Below are 15181 nucleotides of genomic sequence, written 5' to 3' on the forward strand. Positions count from 1 at the left end.
ACGGAAACTGAACCCGAGAGATCTGTCGAAAGAGTGGTTTCCCGGTTCTGGCGAGCCCGGCCCGCCATCAACCGGATCAGACCTGCGCAATCTGCGGTTGCAGAAACTCGACGCTGAACCTGCCTTCAGTCCGAATCGGCCGGGCGGGCGCGGATGCGCTCGTTGCCGGAGATCAGCAGCAGGCGGCCTTCGTTGTCCAGTTCAAAGCCGTGAACCGCATCCAGCAGCTCGAACAGGCGCTGATCGAGCGCCATCAGTTCGTCGGCGCAGGCCATCAGGGTCGCGCCGGGGCGCTCGATGTTCAGGCGCTCGGGCGTGAGCTTGTAGTCGGCGAACCACGAGTTGCAGGCGCCGCGGCCGCTGATTCGACCTTTGCCGTCGAATGCCAGCGTCATGCGCGCTTCTTCGCCGGGCTGCATGTTGCCGATTCGCTCGATCACCCAGTCGCCGACGAGCAGGCTTTCGGGCTCGCCGCCGCAGCCGGTCAGGCGTTTGCCGGGCACCTGGGCGCTCACCCGCCAGGGGTGCGGCATGCCGGTGGCGCTGTCGCGGCATGCGGTCTGGTGGAAGGTGGCGGTGATCACGCCGTCCTCGCCGGCGGCGCGGATGCGCTCGCCCTGTTTCAGGCCCTGGCGATCGATCAGCGGCGCCGTGATGCGGGATTGGCCGTAGTCGTAGTCGAGCGTTGCGTGGTCGTCGGTCAGCTCGAGCAGCCAACCCGGCTCGCTGCCGCGCGCCTCGATCGGCGGCTCGAGTCGCGGCCCGGCGCCTGTGGTCAGGCCGTCGTCGAAGGCAAACAGCCGGACCCGGCCGAGATCGATCTGCGTCGATTGCGGGTCGAGCAGCACCGGGCCGCTGTCGCGCAGGAGCTCTTCGTCAGCGCTTACGCTGGCGCGCAGCTCGTGAACGTGGTGGTCGCCCGGGGTCCGTTCAAAGCGCAGCCCCAGCGGGAAGGGCACCTGGCCGCCGTCGAGCTGCTGCTGATATTCGGCAATGGTGACCGCGCCTTGCGGCGTGATTTGCTGCACCTGCAGATGCAGCACCGCCTCGGGGGGCAGGGCGATGCGCTCGGGATAGAACAGTTGCCCGGCCACGGCGGTGGTTACCTTCTGCTCTTCGCCGTCGGCGGGTTCGTCTCCGCCTTGCGGGCGCAGGTTGAAGGTGCAGGCTGACAGCAGCAGCGCGGCGGCTGCGACGCCGGCCTGCTTCAGTGGCGCTTGTTTCAGGAATCCTTTGTTCACGGGCTTCTCCGGGTGCAATGCGATAAAGCTTACCGCTATCGACCCGTGCCCCGTGTGAGGGTTCCGTCGTGGGCGTGCCCGGCGGTTCAGGTCCGGCGGCTCAGCGCTCCAGGTACTCGAGCTTGCCCGGCACGTCTTCCCACTCCTCGGCGTCTTCGGGGGCGGGCTTCATTTCCGTGATCACCGGCCACTGTGGCGACAGCTCTGCGTTGATTTCGAGAAAGTGTCGCTGGTCGGCCGGCAGATCGTCTTCGGGATAGATGGCGTCGACCGGGCATTCTGGCTCGCACAGGGTGCAATCGATGCATTCTTCGGGGTCAATGACCAGAAAGTTGGGGCCCTCGTGAAAGCAGTCCACGGGGCAGACCTCCACGCAATCGGTGTATTTGCACTTGATGCAGTTTTCGGTCACAACGAAGGTCATGGCTTGTCCACCTTGGCTTACAGCACGCTGGAATCTGAAGTAAAGGATAACATGCATATTTGATGCATGTATGCTTTCTGGGATAATGCCGGCATGACAGTCCAGCGCTTTTCGGAAAACCTCGCGCGCTTGCGAAACCTGCTTGGCGCGGCCGGGGTGATCAGCGACACCGCGGATCTGGCCGAGCGCAGCGGCGAGCCGCGCGGACGTTACCACGACCTGCCGCTGGCCATGCTGCGCCCGGCCTCTACCCAGCAGGTGGCCGCTGCGGTGAGCCTCTGCCGCGAAGCCGGCCTGACGATCGTGCCGCGCGGCGGCAACACCGGCCTGGTGGGCGGTCAGTGCGCGCGCGGCACCGGGGCAGAGGTGGTGCTCAGCCTGGAGCGCATGCGCCAGATACGCAGCGTCGACGCCGAGGGCGCCAGCCTGGTGGCCGAGGCCGGCTGCCCGCTGGCGACGGTGCAGCAGGCCGCTGCTGGTGCCGGGCTGGTGTTTCCCATGAGCCTGGCCTCGGAGGGCAGCGCCACCATTGGCGGCAATGTCGCCACCAATGCCGGTGGGCATCTGACCATCCGTTACGGCAACATGCGCCGGCAGGTACTGGGCCTGGAGGTGGTGCTGGCCGACGGCCGCGTGCTGGACGGCCTCAAGGGTCTGCGCAAGGACAACAGCGGCTACGACCTGAATCAGCTGTTCATCGGCAGCGAAGGCACGCTGGGCATCGTTACCGCAGCTTCCCTGGGCCTGGTCGCCACGCCGCGCCAGAGCATGACCGCCCTGATCGGCGCGCCCGATCTGGCGTCCACGCTGACGCTGCTGCGGCTGCTCCGGCACCATCTGGGCGAGACGGTTTCGGCACTGGAACTGATGCCGCGCCTGGCGCTGGATTTCGTGCTCGACTATCTCCCCGACGCGCACGATCCGCTGGTAAGGGCCCACCCCTGGTATCTGCTGCTGCAGGCCGACACGGCGGTGGCCGGCGACTGGCTCGGCGATGCCTGCGTGCAAGCCCTCGAGCGCGCCCGCGACGAAGGCGTGGCCACCGACGCGGTGGTGGCCGCCAACGATATCCGCGCCGGTGAATTGTGGCGCCTGCGCGAGGCAATCTCGCCGGCGCAGAAGCTCGGCGGCGCCAGCCTCAAGCACGATATTTCGGTTCCTGTGGCCGCCATCCCGGGCTTTGTCGAAGACACCTGCCGTGCCCTGGCCGAACGCGTGCCGGGTATCCGCCCCTGCGTGTTCGGGCACGTTGGCGACGGCAATCTGCACTTCAATCTGAGCCCGCCGGAGAACATGAGTGCTGATGCCTTTCGCGCCCTGGAGCCCGACTGCAACCGCATCGTGTTCGACGCCGTCGGCCGCCATCGCGGTTCGATTGCCGCCGAGCACGGCATCGGCCAGCTGCGCGCCGGCGAGCTGGCCGAACGCAGCGATGCGCTGCGGCTCGAAACGATGACCAGAGTAAAGCACGCCCTCGATCCTGAGGGCGTGTTCAATCCCGGCAAGGTGCTGTTGAGCCACAACCGGAGCGAATCCGCATGCACGTAGTGGTTCTGGGTGCCGGCGTGGTCGGCGCGGCCACGGCGCTGGCGCTGGTCGAGCGCGGCTTCGAGGTCAGCCTGGTCGACGCGCGCGAGCGCGTGGCCGACGACACCAGCCACGCCAATGGCGGTGGCGTCACGCCGCTGCATGCCGAGCCCTGGAATGCGCCGGATCTGCTGCCCGTTCTGCTGAAATACCTGGGCCGCAAGGATGCGCCCTGGCGCCTGCCGCCGGGACGCCTGCCCGGGCTTGGCCGCTGGGGCCTGGCGTTTCTGGCCAACGCCCGCGAAAAGCGTTTTGTCGCCAACGCCCGCGCCAATATCCGCCTGGGGCTGTATTCGCTGGCGCAGCTGCGCCGGTGGCGCAATCAATACGACTTGCAGTACGCCCAGACAACGGTTGGTTCGATGCAGGTCCATACCGACGGCAGGGCCTTCGAGCGTGCCCTGAGTCTGCGTCGGCAACTGATCGACGGGATGGGCGAGGTCCAGCCGCTTGCCGTTGACGAGCTGGTTGTCCGCGAGCCGGCGCTGGTGCCGGTCGCCGCGCGATTGGCCGGCGGCCTGTATTACCCCGAACACGAATCCGGCGACGCGGCCGCGTTCGCCAGCGAGGCCGCCAAAATGGCCGAGCAGCAGGGCGCGCACCTGCACCTGGGCGAGCGCGTGTCTGCCGTGATGGTGGAAAAGCGGCGTTTCGTTGGCCTGGAGACTTCGCGCGGGCGGATTCAGGGCGATGCCTGCGTGCTCGCCGCCGGGCCTGAAACCCCGCATCTGCTGCGACCGCTGGGGCTGAAGGTGCCGATCGAGCCGGTGCGCGGCTACTCGGCCACCTTCGAGCTCGAAGACGGCGCCGCGCTGCCGCGGCTGCCCCTGCTCGACACCGCCCGGCGCTTCGTCACCCTGCGCCTGGGCGAGACGCGCCTGCGCGTCGCCGGCCTGGCCGATTTCGCCGGCCACCGCCGCGCCATTCCGCCGGCGCGGATGGACGTGCTGCTCGACAACGCCCGCAGCTTGCTGCCGGCCGTGGCCGAACAGCTGACCCCGGCCGCCGGCCGCTCCTGGGCCGGCCTGCGCCCGCTCACGCCCGACGGGCGGCCGCTGCTGGGCGAGTCGAAAATCGCGGGTCTTTATCTCAACACAGGCCACGGCCCGATGGGCTGGGCCATGGCCTGCGGTTCGGCCAACCTGGTCGCCGACCTGATCGAAGGCCGCCCTCCGGCCATCGACCCCGTGCTCTATCGTCCGGGCCGCTGAAACCTGAAAACCACGGAAAATACGGAAACACACGGAAAATGAACCCTGGAGATCTGTCGAAAGACTTTTTCCTTCCGTGCCCTTCCGTGTTTTCCGTGGTTACAAGGTTTGGTTTTCTTGAATCTGCGTCAATCTGCGCAATCTGTGGTTTCAAAAACAACGGGCCAGAAGCCGGCAGAGCGACGTGCATGATCAGTTGGATTCATTCGACGCGAGAACGCCAATATTCGGGGCGGCGATGCAAATGCGCGACAGCAATGATGACGATCTCGGTCGCTACTGGCTCATAGATGATTCCATACGGAAAGCGTCGCAACTGGCACCGCCGAATGCATCCTCCCAACGGAGACCACGCGTCTGGGAATCTCCGAATACGCTGGATGGCATGCCAGGCTTCCTCCCGGAAATCGTTACCCAGGCCAGCCCGCTCTTTATTGTAGTAATCGATCGTCTCGGCCAACTCACGCTGCGCAGGGTAAAGTAGCCGGGTCTTCAAATCGCCTGACCAAGTTCGGAAAAGGCTATCTCTACATCCACTGCGCCCAGCTCACCGGAACGATAAGCCGCCATGCGATCCTCCGCTTCCTTGAGCCACAAGGCGTCCATGGCCGAGTCAGGTTGATCCAGGCTTCCAATAAGCCCCTCGACCAGCGCCGCACGCTCTGCGGGCGGAAGCTGTAAAGCCTCGTATAGCACCGACTCTGCTGAAGTTGACATGATCCTGTCTCCGTAAAGCGCGAGCTTCATTTTACCCACAGCCGTCAAGCACATCTAACTGGCTGAGTGTCCACTCAATAGTGATTTCGTTAGTAACTGCCAGGTTAGCAATATCCTGCTCAATGGATCTCCCGCTGCGTCACGCGCATGCCATCACTGAGGCCGGAGGCGGGATACAGGATCACGCGATCGCCGCGCTTCAGCCCGCTGAGCACCTGGGCCTGAATGCCGTTGTTGTGCCCGATCTCGACCTGCCGCCGCTGCGCGCTGCCGTTGTCGACCAAAAACACCGACCAGGCTTCTCCATCGCGAAACAGCGCGCTGGAGGGCACGGTCAAGGCATCGCCGTCTTCCCAGATGACGATGCGTGCCTCGACGCGGAAGCCGTGACCCAGGCCTGTGTGTGCCGGCTCAGGATCGGCAAAGCGGATGATTGCGTTGACGCGCTGTTCCTCGACGCCAAGCGCGGAGAACTTGGTGAAACCCCAGGGATCCACCCGTTCCACCACGGCATCGAGCGTGCCCGGGCCACCCCACTGCTCGATGAGAACGCGATCGCCCGGGCTCACTTGCACCGCGTCGGTGGACAGCAGTTCGACGATCACCTCCAGATCGTTGTCGACGTCGCCGACTTCCAGAATTGCCGCTCCGGCCGGAAGGGTGGTTTCGCTTTGTTGCATGAGGCGCAGCACTTGCCCCGTGACTGGCGCATGGATCGGGATTTCTTCTCCCTCCCCTGTCTCGACGATGGCGCTGTCAGGCTGCTGTCGATCGCTGAATCTCACAAGTTGCGCACGCGCGTTTTCCAGCTCGGCCTGACGCATCTCGATGGCGGCCTCGGCGGTGTTGAAGGCGGCTTGCGCAGCGCGCGCGTCCCGAATGGCACGATCAAGCGCGGCCTCGCTGATGGTACCGTCGCGCCGTAGCGTGGAGCTGCGCTCCAGCTCATTGTCGGCCAGTTCCCTGTCGGCGATGGCCCGGTTGAGCTCTGCGCGAGCCAGACGCAGGGCAGCGTCGGCAGCGGCCACCGCGGCTCGTGCCTGCTCGCGGCTGCGCACGTCCAGTGCCGCCGGGTTGCTGGGCAGCATTTGCGCGACAACGGTCTGATGTCGCTCGACCGAATCGCCAGGCTCGACCTCCACACGCAGCAGGCGACCGGCGACCGGCGTCGATACCACATAGGCGTCGTGCACGCGGGTGCGCCCTTCCTCGTCGATGGTCATGATCATGGGCCCGCGCGTGACCTCGCCGATATCGATGCTTGTCGGGCGGGGCCAGAAGGCGAAGATCAGCGCCGCGCCGACGACGGCGACAGCGGCGATTGTCAGAAAGGAGCGTGATCGTTTGCGTGCCATGCAGGTCTACTCCCGAGTTTTCAGGGCAGTGATCAGATCGGCCCGGTCGATATCCCGCTTCACCAGCCAGCCAGACGCCACGGCGGCTGCAATGACCGCCAGCGCCGCCGTACCGTAGCTTTCGGGGGTGAACACGGCCGGGATCTGATAAAGATCGGTGCTGAATCCGGCAGCGATGCCGAAGGAAAGGTAATAGCCCAGAAGCGCGCCTGTCGGCAGCGCGATCAGGGTAATGGCGGCGAGCTCGCCGAGCAGAACGAAGGCAACTTCACCGCGGGTGAAGCCGATCACTCGCAGGCTGGCGAGGTCACGGGCACGCTCCGCGTAGGCAATGCGGGCGGCATTGTAGACGATGCCGAAGGTGATGACGGCGGCGATGGCGGCCATGATATAGCGCATGGCGCCGGCACCGGTATCCACCAGCTTCTGGAACGCATCGCGCGCGTCGGCCTTGAGGCTGACGCCGGCGACGGCGGGCATGTCCTTGAGCCGACGATAGACGCTCTGGCTGTGTGCCGCATCGACCCGCAGGTAGGCACCGGAGACCCGGTTCGGTTCGCGCAGCGCGCGGTTGAGCGCTTCCAGTTCCATGAAGGCGGGGGAACCGAGCAGCGTCTCGGCAATGCCGATGACCGGAATATCGAGCACCGGCTGGCGCCCTTCGCGCACCTCGACGGTCAGCGTCTGGCCCGGTGCGATATCGAGAATATCTGCCAGCGCGGTCGCCAGAATCACGCCTTCTCGCCGCATCGCGATGGTGGTCACGTTCTTGTCCACCGCGCGGTTGAGTCGGGGCTCGGCCACCAGCCCGTTGACTGCGCCGCGATACGACTTGAGCCCGTTGCGCAGCACGGCGGGAATGATACGGACCGGCTCCACTTCGATGACGCCTTGCATGCGCTGCAGTTCGAGGATCGTCTTGTCGGACAGGGCGTCGGTGAAGGTGACGGTCACGTCGCTGCGGTCGATCACATCGAAGGTCAGGGCGAGCGTCCGGTCAAAGCCTGAGAGAATCGAGGTCATGGCGGCCGACAGTGCCATTCCGGCGGCGATGCCGATGGCGGCACCGGCCATGCGCCCGGGCTGCCGGGTCAGGCGCCGCAGCACCATGCGGCTGGGCTGGTCCAGCAGCCGGTTGAGGAACCGGCCAACCCGCCGGGCACGGCTGTAGTCCGGCGGCGCGGGCGGGCGCATGGCGGTGGCGGGAGTCAGCGCAAACACGCCGCGCAGGACAATCAATCCCCCCGCAGAGGCTGCCAGCACGCTGACCGCCACGCCGATGACGAACGACTCCGGATCGAGCCGAAACACCAGCAGGGGAAACTTGAAATACTCCAGATAGACGCCGATCAATGCCCGCCCGGCGGCAATGCCGGCCAGGCAGCCGGCCAGGGCGCCACCGACGGCGATGGCGAGAATCAGTTTCAGGTAATGTGCGCCGACCTCGACGTTGGTGTAGCCGAATGCCTTCATCAGCCCGATCTGTTCGCGCTCGGACTGCACCATGCGCGAGATCACGATGTAGAGCAGAAAGGCCGCCACCGCGAGGAAGATCGGCGGCACGCCTTTGCTTGTGGTCCGCAGGCCGCTGATTTCCTCGCTTACGAAGCGGTTGGATTCCTGATCCTCCAGGCCATAGGCGCCCAGCCCGCCATACGGAGCGAGGAGGCGGTCCACTGCATCGAGCGCGGCCGCCGGCTCGGCCCCGGGGCCAAGGGAGAGGAGCGCCTGGTTGAACGCGCCTTCCATATCGTAGGCAGCGGCGAGCGCCGTGCGGCTCATCCAGATCACGCCGAAACGGCTGTCGTCGGGGGCAAGCTCGCCGGGGGCCGTCGTGTAGAGAAACTCCGGCGACTGCGCGAGTCCGACAATCCGGAAGCTGCGCCGGGCGCCGTGCATGGTGGCCGAAAGCGTGTCACCAGGTTTCAGACCATGGGCGTTCGCGAAGCTGTGAAGCAGCAGAATCTCGCTGGAATGGCCGCTGTCCAGGCGGCGACCGGCACTCAGGTAGACATCATTGAGTCGAGGCTCGCCAAGATCGGGCAGCGAGACCGCCCGCGCCTGCAGCGGCAGATCCAGACCGGGCAGGTCGATCAGCGCGCTGCCGGTCACCCGCCCTTCGACGGCGGAGACGCCGGAAATGGCGGCCAGATCGGCAATCAGGCGGTCCGGTGCGCGGGTCACGGGGGCGAAGACGTCGGCCAGACGGTAGCGTTCGTAGTAAGCGCGCCGGGTTTCTTCCAGGGAGGTGACCAGGCCGGTCATCATGACCAGCATCAGCACACCCACACCGATGACGGCGCCAATGGCGACGGCCTGGCCCTTGATGCGCCACAGGTCGCGCAGGAGCTTGCGATCGAGCGGGCTCATGGCTTGTTCACCATTCAATCTCCTCCGGCGCAAGCTTGCTCGCGTTGACGACCACCTCGCGGATTGCCCCGTCGGCGAAATGGATCACCCGGTCGGCCATGGCCGCCTGCGCCGCAGCGTGGGTGACGATGAGAACCGTCGCGCCCAGCCGCTCGTTGACGTCCTTGAGGACCTTGAGCACCGCGCGGCCTGTCGCGCTGTCCAGGGCGCCGGTCGGCTCGTCGCAGAACAGGACCGTTGGCTGCTTGGCCACGGCTCGAGCGATGGCGACCCGCTGCTGCTCGCCGCCGGACAGTTGTGACGGAAAATGGCTGGTTCGCGCATGCAGGCCCACGAGGGCGAGCGCGGCGTCGGCGTCCATCGGGTTGCGGGCGATCTCGGTGACCAGCTCGACGTTCTCGTGCGCCGTCAGGCTCGGCATGAGGTTGTAGAACTGGAACACGAAGCCGATGTGGTCGCGCCGATAGCGCGTCAGTTGTGCATCGGAAAGCGTCGTCAGCTCCCGGTCCTGGAAGTGCACCTGTCCGCCGGTGGCCCGATCCAGCCCGCCGATGATGTTGAGCAGCGTGGACTTGCCGCTGCCCGAAGGGCCAAGCAGCACGATCAGTTCGCCGGCGGGGATGTCCAGATCGACCCCGCGCAGGGCGTGAACCGCCGCCGGCCCCTCGCCGTAGACCTTGGTCAGACCGCTGATGCGGTAAGCGATGGCGCCTTTGTGGTCCGGTTTGAGGGGCATCCTGTTTGCGCTTTCCGTCAAGGGGTTCAAACCCGCTGCCTGGGCGGGTGATCGAGCCGGTTCAGCTTCGAGCCATGTCCAGGCGCCGACTTGCGGGTCTGCGGTACAGGATCGCATATTGAATCCAGCCCGGCGAGACCGGGCGGGGTTCCGGTTAACCTTGCTGAACGCGACCTGCACGGTCGCCGGGTTGATAATGGCTTGCGGCGCCAAACTTGATAGCCGACAAGGACGCGGGTGTCCGCTTCGCTATAGACTTTGTCTCCCCATCTCCCGGCGAAACCAGCCGTGCCCTATCACGACCTCAGGAGCTTCCTCGAAGCGCTGGAGCGAGACGGCGAGCTCGCGCGCGTCGCCGACCCCGTCGACCCGGTGCTGGTGGCTACCGCGCTGGCGCGTCACGCCCAGGCGCGGGGTGGCCCGGCCCTGCTGATGGACAGCGCAACGGGCAGTGATCATGCGCTGCTGCTCAATCTGTTCGGCCACCGCCGGCGCATCGAGGCGGTGCTGGGCAATCGGCCGGTGCGCAGCCTGGAAGAGCTGGGCGAGCTGTTGGCCCGCCTGCAGCAGCCGCGGCTGCCGCGCACGTTCAGATCCGCGCTGACGGACTGGCCGGAGCTGGGCCAGCTCGCCCTGGTTTCGCCGCGCCGGGTAGAGCGCGGTGATTTTCAGGACAACGTGCTCGAAGGCGAAGAAATCGACCTGGCGCGGCTGCCCCTGCAGCACTGCTGGCCGGGTGATGCCGGGCGTCTGATCACGCTCGGCCTGGTGGTGACCGACAACGCGCGGCTGGGGCGCCAGAATATCGGCATCTACCGCCAGCAGCTGATCGGGCCCAATGTCGTGATCATGCGCTGGCTGGCCCACCGCGGCGGCGCCCAGGACTTTGCCGAGTGGCAGCGCGCCCGCCCGGGCGAGCCGTTTCCGGTCGCCGTGGTCATCGGCGCTGATCCGGCGACCACCCTAGCGGCGGTCGCGCCGGTGCCCGACACGCTCTCGGAGTTCCAGTTCGCCGGCCTGCTGCGCGGGGCGCGCAGCCGTGTGGTGGCCGCACCGCTGACCGGCCTGGAGGTGCCGGCCGGCGCCGAGATCGTGCTCGAAGGGCACATCCATCCCGACGACACGGCGCTCGAAGGACCCTTCGGCGATCATACCGGCCACTACAACGCCGCCGGCGTCTACCCGGTGCTCACCGTCGAGCGGGTGTCACTGCGCGATGGCGCCATCTACCAGGGCAGCTTCATGGGCAAGTCGCCGTACGACGAGCCTTCCATCCTGGCCTCGGCGCTCAATGACCTGTTCGTGCCGATTCTCAAAGGCATCTTTCCCGAGATCCGCGACTTCTACCTGCCGCCGGCGGCGTGCTCGTATCGCATCGCGCTGGTGTCGATCGCCAAGCGCTATCCCGGACACGCGCGCCGGGTAATGATGGGCGTGTGGTCGTACCTGCGCCAGTTCACCTATACAAAGTTCGTGGTGGTGGTCGATGAAGACATCGACGTGCGCGACGGCAACGAAGTGCTGTGGGCGCTGGCCAACCACGTCGACCCGGCGCGCGACAGCCTGATGGTCGAACGCACGCCGGTGGATGTCCTGGACTTTGCCTCCTCGGAGCCTGGCCTGGGGTCCAAGCTCGGTCTCGACGCCACCCGCAAGCTGCCCGGCGAGAGCGATCGCCACTGGCCCGAGCCGATCGTGCCCGACGCGGAAGTCGAAGCGCGCGCTCAAGCCCTCTACGAGGCTCTGGAGCAGCGCCAGGCGTCCGGCGGCGCCGCAGAATAGTTCGCCGAATCAGCGGCCTTTTGTGAGCCCGGCGCTTGCCGGGCTGCGGGCTGGATGGGACAAGGGCGCAAAGGGATAACTCGGTTACTCATGCCACGGCCCGACATGCGGCCGCGGCGGTTGGGGTTGTATAGTGGAGGCATAAGGAGGTGCCGTGATGCGGCAGTTGTTGTTATCCGTACCTATTGCGCTTGTATGCGCGGTGATATTCCAGGTGCCGACGGCAGCGGCACAGGAGCAGGCTCAGATCAGCCCGCCGGCGCTAGAAGGTTCCGAGAAAGCAGGACCGCCTCGGGCATCGTCCGAACCGGAAATTCCCGGGTTGACGGCCGATCACGCCAGATTCAGCGAGCTCGAGGGCCCGTTTGATTCTGCGCCGGAGGTCACCAGGGCCTGCCTGGGCTGCCACAACGACGCGGGGCAGCAGATCATCCACTCCATTCACTGGACCTGGGAAACCGATAACCCGGCCACCGGCCAGACGCTGGGCAAACGGCATGTGATCAACGCTTTCTGCGGCAACCTCGCCACCAACGAGCCGCGCTGCACGTCCTGCCATGCCGGTTATGGCTGGGAAGAGACGGCCAGCTTCGATTTCAGCGACGAGACCGCAATCGACTGCCTGGCCTGCCACGACACCAGCGGCACATACGCCAAATGGCCCACCCAGGCCGGCCATCCGCTGTATACGCCGCGCACCCAGTCGGGCCGCATCGAACCCTATCCCGATGCGCTGGTGGTCGAGCAAGCCGACGGCCAATACACGTATCTGCCGCCGGATCTGGCTGCGGTTGCCGCCAGTGTCGGCCGGCCGACGCGGCGCAACTGCGGCAACTGTCATTTCTTTGGCGGCGGCGGCGACAACGTCAAGCACGGCGACCTGTCCACGGCGCTGCTCGACCCGTCGCCGCACGTCGATGTGCACATGTCGCCCGAGGGTGCGGATCTGGTTTGTGTCGACTGCCACGTTGGCGACCGCCACCAGTGGCCGGGCTCGCGCTACCACGGCACTATCCGCGATACTTCGCGGCAGCGCCCGGGCATGCGCGACACCAATATCCTTGCCTGCGACTCCTGTCATACCGCCAGGCCGCACAACGCGCTATCACTCAAGGGCAACAAGCTCAACGATCACACCGATCGGGTGGCCTGTCAGACCTGCCACATCCCCGAATTTGCCAAGGGCGGTGTGGCGACCAAGACCTGGTGGGACTGGTCAACCGCCGGCAGGCTGAAAGATGGCAAGCCCTATACCGAGCTGAGCGAAGACGGGCTGCCGGTCTACCTGACGATCAAGGGCGATTTTCGCTGGGAGGAGGACGTGGTGCCGACCTATGCCTTCTGGGACGGCATCGTTGAATATACCGCGGTCGGCGAGAAGATCGACCCGGACGGCGTGGTGGGCATCAACCGGCTTGGCGGCGGGGTCGATCAGCCCGGGTCGGTGATCTTCCCGTTCAAGCGCATGCGCGGCAAGCAAGCCTATGACGAGGTCAATGAGCATCTTCTGCAAAGCAACGTCTACGGCCCTGAAGGCGATACGGCGTTCTGGAGCAACTACGACTGGGACAAGGCGCTGCAGGCCGGCATGGCGGGCACGGATGTGCCTTACTCCGGCCAGTATGATTTTGTGGAAACCGAGATGTGGTGGCCAACCACGCACATGGTCGCGCCGGCCGGCGAGGCGCTGCGCTGCGGCGCCTGCCACGCAAGCGATGGCCGCCTGGCCAAACTGGCAGGCTTTTACCTGCCCGGCCGCGACCGCTTTGGCCTGACCGATCAGATCGGGCGGTGGCTGCTGGCGCTGACGCTGGTCGGGATCGCCACGCACGCCATCATTCGCATGGTCATGGGTCGCCGGCGCCGCAGGACGGAGGGTTGAGCGATGGCTGAACGCGAATACGCCAGGATCTTCACCCGCTTCGAGCGCTTCTGGCACTGGACGCAGGCCGTGCTGGTGCTGGGGTTGCTGTTTACCGGCGCGCGCCTGCACGGGCTGATTGGCGGCCTGAACTGGTCGACTGCCTTCAGCCTGCACCTGATCGCGGCCGGCCTGCTGATCGTGCTGTGGATCTTTGCCATCTTCTGGCACTTCACTACCGGGGCGTGGCGGCATTATCTGCCCACCCATCGCAATCTGGCAGCGGTGATTCGCTATTACGCCTGGGGCATCTTCCGCGGCGAGGCGCACCCGGCCCGGCCGACGATCCGGCGCAAGCACAATCCGCTGCAGCGCATCAGCTACCTTTTCCTGAAGCTGATCATCAACCCGGCCATCTGGGTGACCGGCATTCTGTATCTGACCATCGGCCTGACCGGCCTCGATCTCGAGACGGTCGCCTGGTTTCATGTTGTAGCAGCCTATGCCATGGCGCTCTTCGTCGCCATCCACGTCTATATGGCCACCACGGGTGATACGCCGGGCGCTTATCTCAAGGCAATGACGACCGGTTACGAGTGGGTGTACGTGGAAAAGGATCAGACGAAATAAGGTGGTCGCTCGCGCCCTGGCTCAGGGCGCGGGATGCACCTTCGGCCAGCTCGATGGGCTGTCGGAGCGTTCAGGTACACACGCGGTTGCGGCCGCCTGACTTGGCGCGATACATTGCCGCGTCGGCGCGGCCGATCAGATCGGCGGTTTCTTCTTCTTCGCCCAGTTGGGCCACGCCGAAGCTGATGGTGATCGGCACGCTGTGGTCGCGGAATTCGACCGGCTGATCGGCCACGGCAAGCCGGATCTTGTCGGCCACTTGCGCGGCGCTGTCGCGGTCGGTATCGGGCAGCAGCAGCAGAAACTCTTCGTCGCCCCAGCGCACGGCGAAATCCTCGGCGCGCAGGTTGCGGCGGATGCGCACGCCGACGGTGCGCAGCACGTCGTCGCCCACGGCGTGGCCGAACTCGTCGTTGACGCGCTTGAAATGATCGAGGTCGCCGATGGCCACCGACAGGGGCCGTCCGTGACGGCGGCTGCGCGATATCTCCGCGGTCATGCGTTGCTCCAGGCCCCGCCGATTGTGCAGGCCGGTGAGCGCATCGACGCTTGCCAGCAGGCGCAGTCGCCGCTCGAGCCCGAACTGCTCACACCGGATCCGGTAAAACAGTTCCGAGGCGATGATGGCAATTACCAGCATCATCAGGGGATCGGCCATCAGCGCGCTTACCGGCAGGAGATCGGCGCTGCGCCACGCCAGCCACCCGAGGCTGCCGACCAGGGGCACGCTGAACAGCACCAGCAGTTCCCGGCCGCCGCCCAGCGACAGCAGCGAGACGGCGAAAGTGACCATGATGATGCCGCGCACCATCTGCTCCTGATCGCCCAGCGGGTGCAGCGTATCCACGCTGAACAGCGCGAAGATCATGACCATCAGGCTGGCGGCAAGCGCCCGCAACAGCAGCTTGAGCAGCCGCTCCCCGGGCCGGAACAGGCAGGCGGTCAAGCAGGTGGCAGCGATGACGAACACGATCGAGCGCCAGGCGGCGTGCAGCCATAGAAGATCCGGCGGCCTGCGGCCGTCGAAGACATCGATGAGCTGGTATGCGGCAATCACCAGCAGCGCCAGGCCGGCCGCTGCGCAGGTGGTTGCCCGCAACAGCATGCGGCTGCCGTCGCGATCGTTGCCGATCGGCTCCGGGTTGTGGGTCGACGCTTCGCTGTTCGCCCGATCGTTCACCGACGGCTTCTCCTTGTGGCGATGTTGATGTGAGCTTGAAGGCAGTCACACAGTGTCGCGCCCGGCGAACACGGATTCCTGATTGGC

13 protein-coding genes are annotated in these 15181 nt (G+C 66.0%); 5 read left to right on the plus strand and 8 right to left on the minus strand.

Annotation, left to right across the window (positions count from 1 at the left end; all coding sequences use genetic code 11):
• Positions 1-125 precede the first annotated feature (125 nt).
• Both ACEWQZ_RS05325 and fdxA read right to left on the minus strand, forming a co-directional pair.
• Positions 126-1241, minus strand: a complete 1116-nt coding sequence (locus tag ACEWQZ_RS05325; RefSeq protein WP_476482033.1) for an META domain-containing protein — start codon at positions 1239-1241, stop codon at positions 126-128.
• A 100-nt stretch (positions 1242-1341) separates the two neighbouring features.
• Positions 1342-1665 (minus strand): ferredoxin FdxA, encoded by a 324-nt coding sequence (gene fdxA / locus ACEWQZ_RS05330; RefSeq protein ID WP_476482034.1) that lies wholly within the window; start codon positions 1663-1665, stop codon positions 1342-1344.
• Between the two features lie 93 nt (positions 1666-1758).
• Here fdxA and ACEWQZ_RS05335 point away from each other — a divergent pair, with 93 nt between their 5' ends.
• Both ACEWQZ_RS05335 and ACEWQZ_RS05340 read left to right on the plus strand, forming a co-directional pair.
• Entirely contained in the window at positions 1759-3213 is a 1455-nt protein-coding gene (locus ACEWQZ_RS05335; RefSeq protein WP_476482035.1) for an FAD-binding oxidoreductase, read from the plus strand.
• Positions 3204-4463: an FAD-dependent oxidoreductase gene (locus ACEWQZ_RS05340; RefSeq protein WP_476482036.1), complete on the plus strand. Its 1260-nt coding sequence runs from the start codon at positions 3204-3206 to the stop codon at positions 4461-4463. Before ACEWQZ_RS05335 ends, ACEWQZ_RS05340 begins: the two co-directional genes overlap by 10 nt.
• A 202-nt stretch (positions 4464-4665) precedes the next feature.
• Here ACEWQZ_RS05340 and ACEWQZ_RS05345 read toward each other — a convergent pair whose 3' ends face one another.
• The 5 genes from ACEWQZ_RS05345 to ACEWQZ_RS05365 form a co-directional block, all read right to left on the minus strand.
• A complete protein-coding gene (locus tag ACEWQZ_RS05345; protein ID WP_476482037.1) occupies positions 4666-4959 on the minus strand; it encodes a type II toxin-antitoxin system RelE/ParE family toxin in 294 nt (97 codons plus the stop codon).
• On the minus strand, positions 4956-5180 hold the full coding sequence (locus ACEWQZ_RS05350; RefSeq protein ID WP_476482038.1) for an addiction module protein: 225 nt from the start codon (positions 5178-5180) through the stop codon (positions 4956-4958). The genes ACEWQZ_RS05345 and ACEWQZ_RS05350 overlap by 4 nt, the downstream gene beginning before the upstream one ends.
• A gap of 119 nt (positions 5181-5299) precedes the next feature.
• A complete protein-coding gene (locus tag ACEWQZ_RS05355; RefSeq protein WP_476482039.1) occupies positions 5300-6535 on the minus strand; it encodes an efflux RND transporter periplasmic adaptor subunit in 1236 nt (411 codons plus the stop codon).
• Positions 6536-6541: 6 nt separating this feature from the next.
• The gene (locus ACEWQZ_RS05360; RefSeq protein ID WP_476482040.1) at positions 6542-8905 is read right to left on the minus strand and encodes an ABC transporter permease; all 2364 of its coding nucleotides are present in this window, start codon (positions 8903-8905) and stop codon (positions 6542-6544) included.
• Between the two features lie 7 nt (positions 8906-8912).
• Positions 8913-9641, minus strand: a complete 729-nt coding sequence (locus tag ACEWQZ_RS05365) for an ABC transporter ATP-binding protein (RefSeq protein ID WP_476482041.1) — start codon at positions 9639-9641, stop codon at positions 8913-8915.
• Positions 9642-9929: 288 nt separating this feature from the next.
• Here ACEWQZ_RS05365 and ACEWQZ_RS05370 point away from each other — a divergent pair, with 288 nt between their 5' ends.
• The 3 genes from ACEWQZ_RS05370 (at position 9930) to ACEWQZ_RS05380 (ending at position 13914) form a co-directional block, all read left to right on the plus strand.
• Positions 9930-11423, plus strand: coding sequence for a UbiD family decarboxylase (locus ACEWQZ_RS05370; RefSeq protein WP_476482042.1), 1494 nt, complete (start codon positions 9930-9932; stop codon positions 11421-11423).
• 322 nt (positions 11424-11745) lie between these two features.
• A complete protein-coding gene (locus ACEWQZ_RS05375) occupies positions 11746-13305 on the plus strand; it encodes a tetrathionate reductase family octaheme c-type cytochrome (RefSeq protein ID WP_476482043.1) in 1560 nt (519 codons plus the stop codon).
• 3 nt (positions 13306-13308) lie between these two features.
• Entirely contained in the window at positions 13309-13914 is a 606-nt protein-coding gene (locus ACEWQZ_RS05380) for a cytochrome b/b6 domain-containing protein (protein ID WP_476482044.1), read from the plus strand.
• Between the two features lie 70 nt (positions 13915-13984).
• On the opposite strand, the gene ACEWQZ_RS05385 is transcribed toward ACEWQZ_RS05380, so the two are convergent.
• The gene (locus ACEWQZ_RS05385; protein WP_476482045.1) at positions 13985-15094 is read right to left on the minus strand and encodes a GGDEF domain-containing protein; all 1110 of its coding nucleotides are present in this window, start codon (positions 15092-15094) and stop codon (positions 13985-13987) included.
• Positions 15095-15181 lie beyond the last annotated feature (87 nt).

The organism is Wenzhouxiangella sp. YN1 (assembly GCF_056324145.1).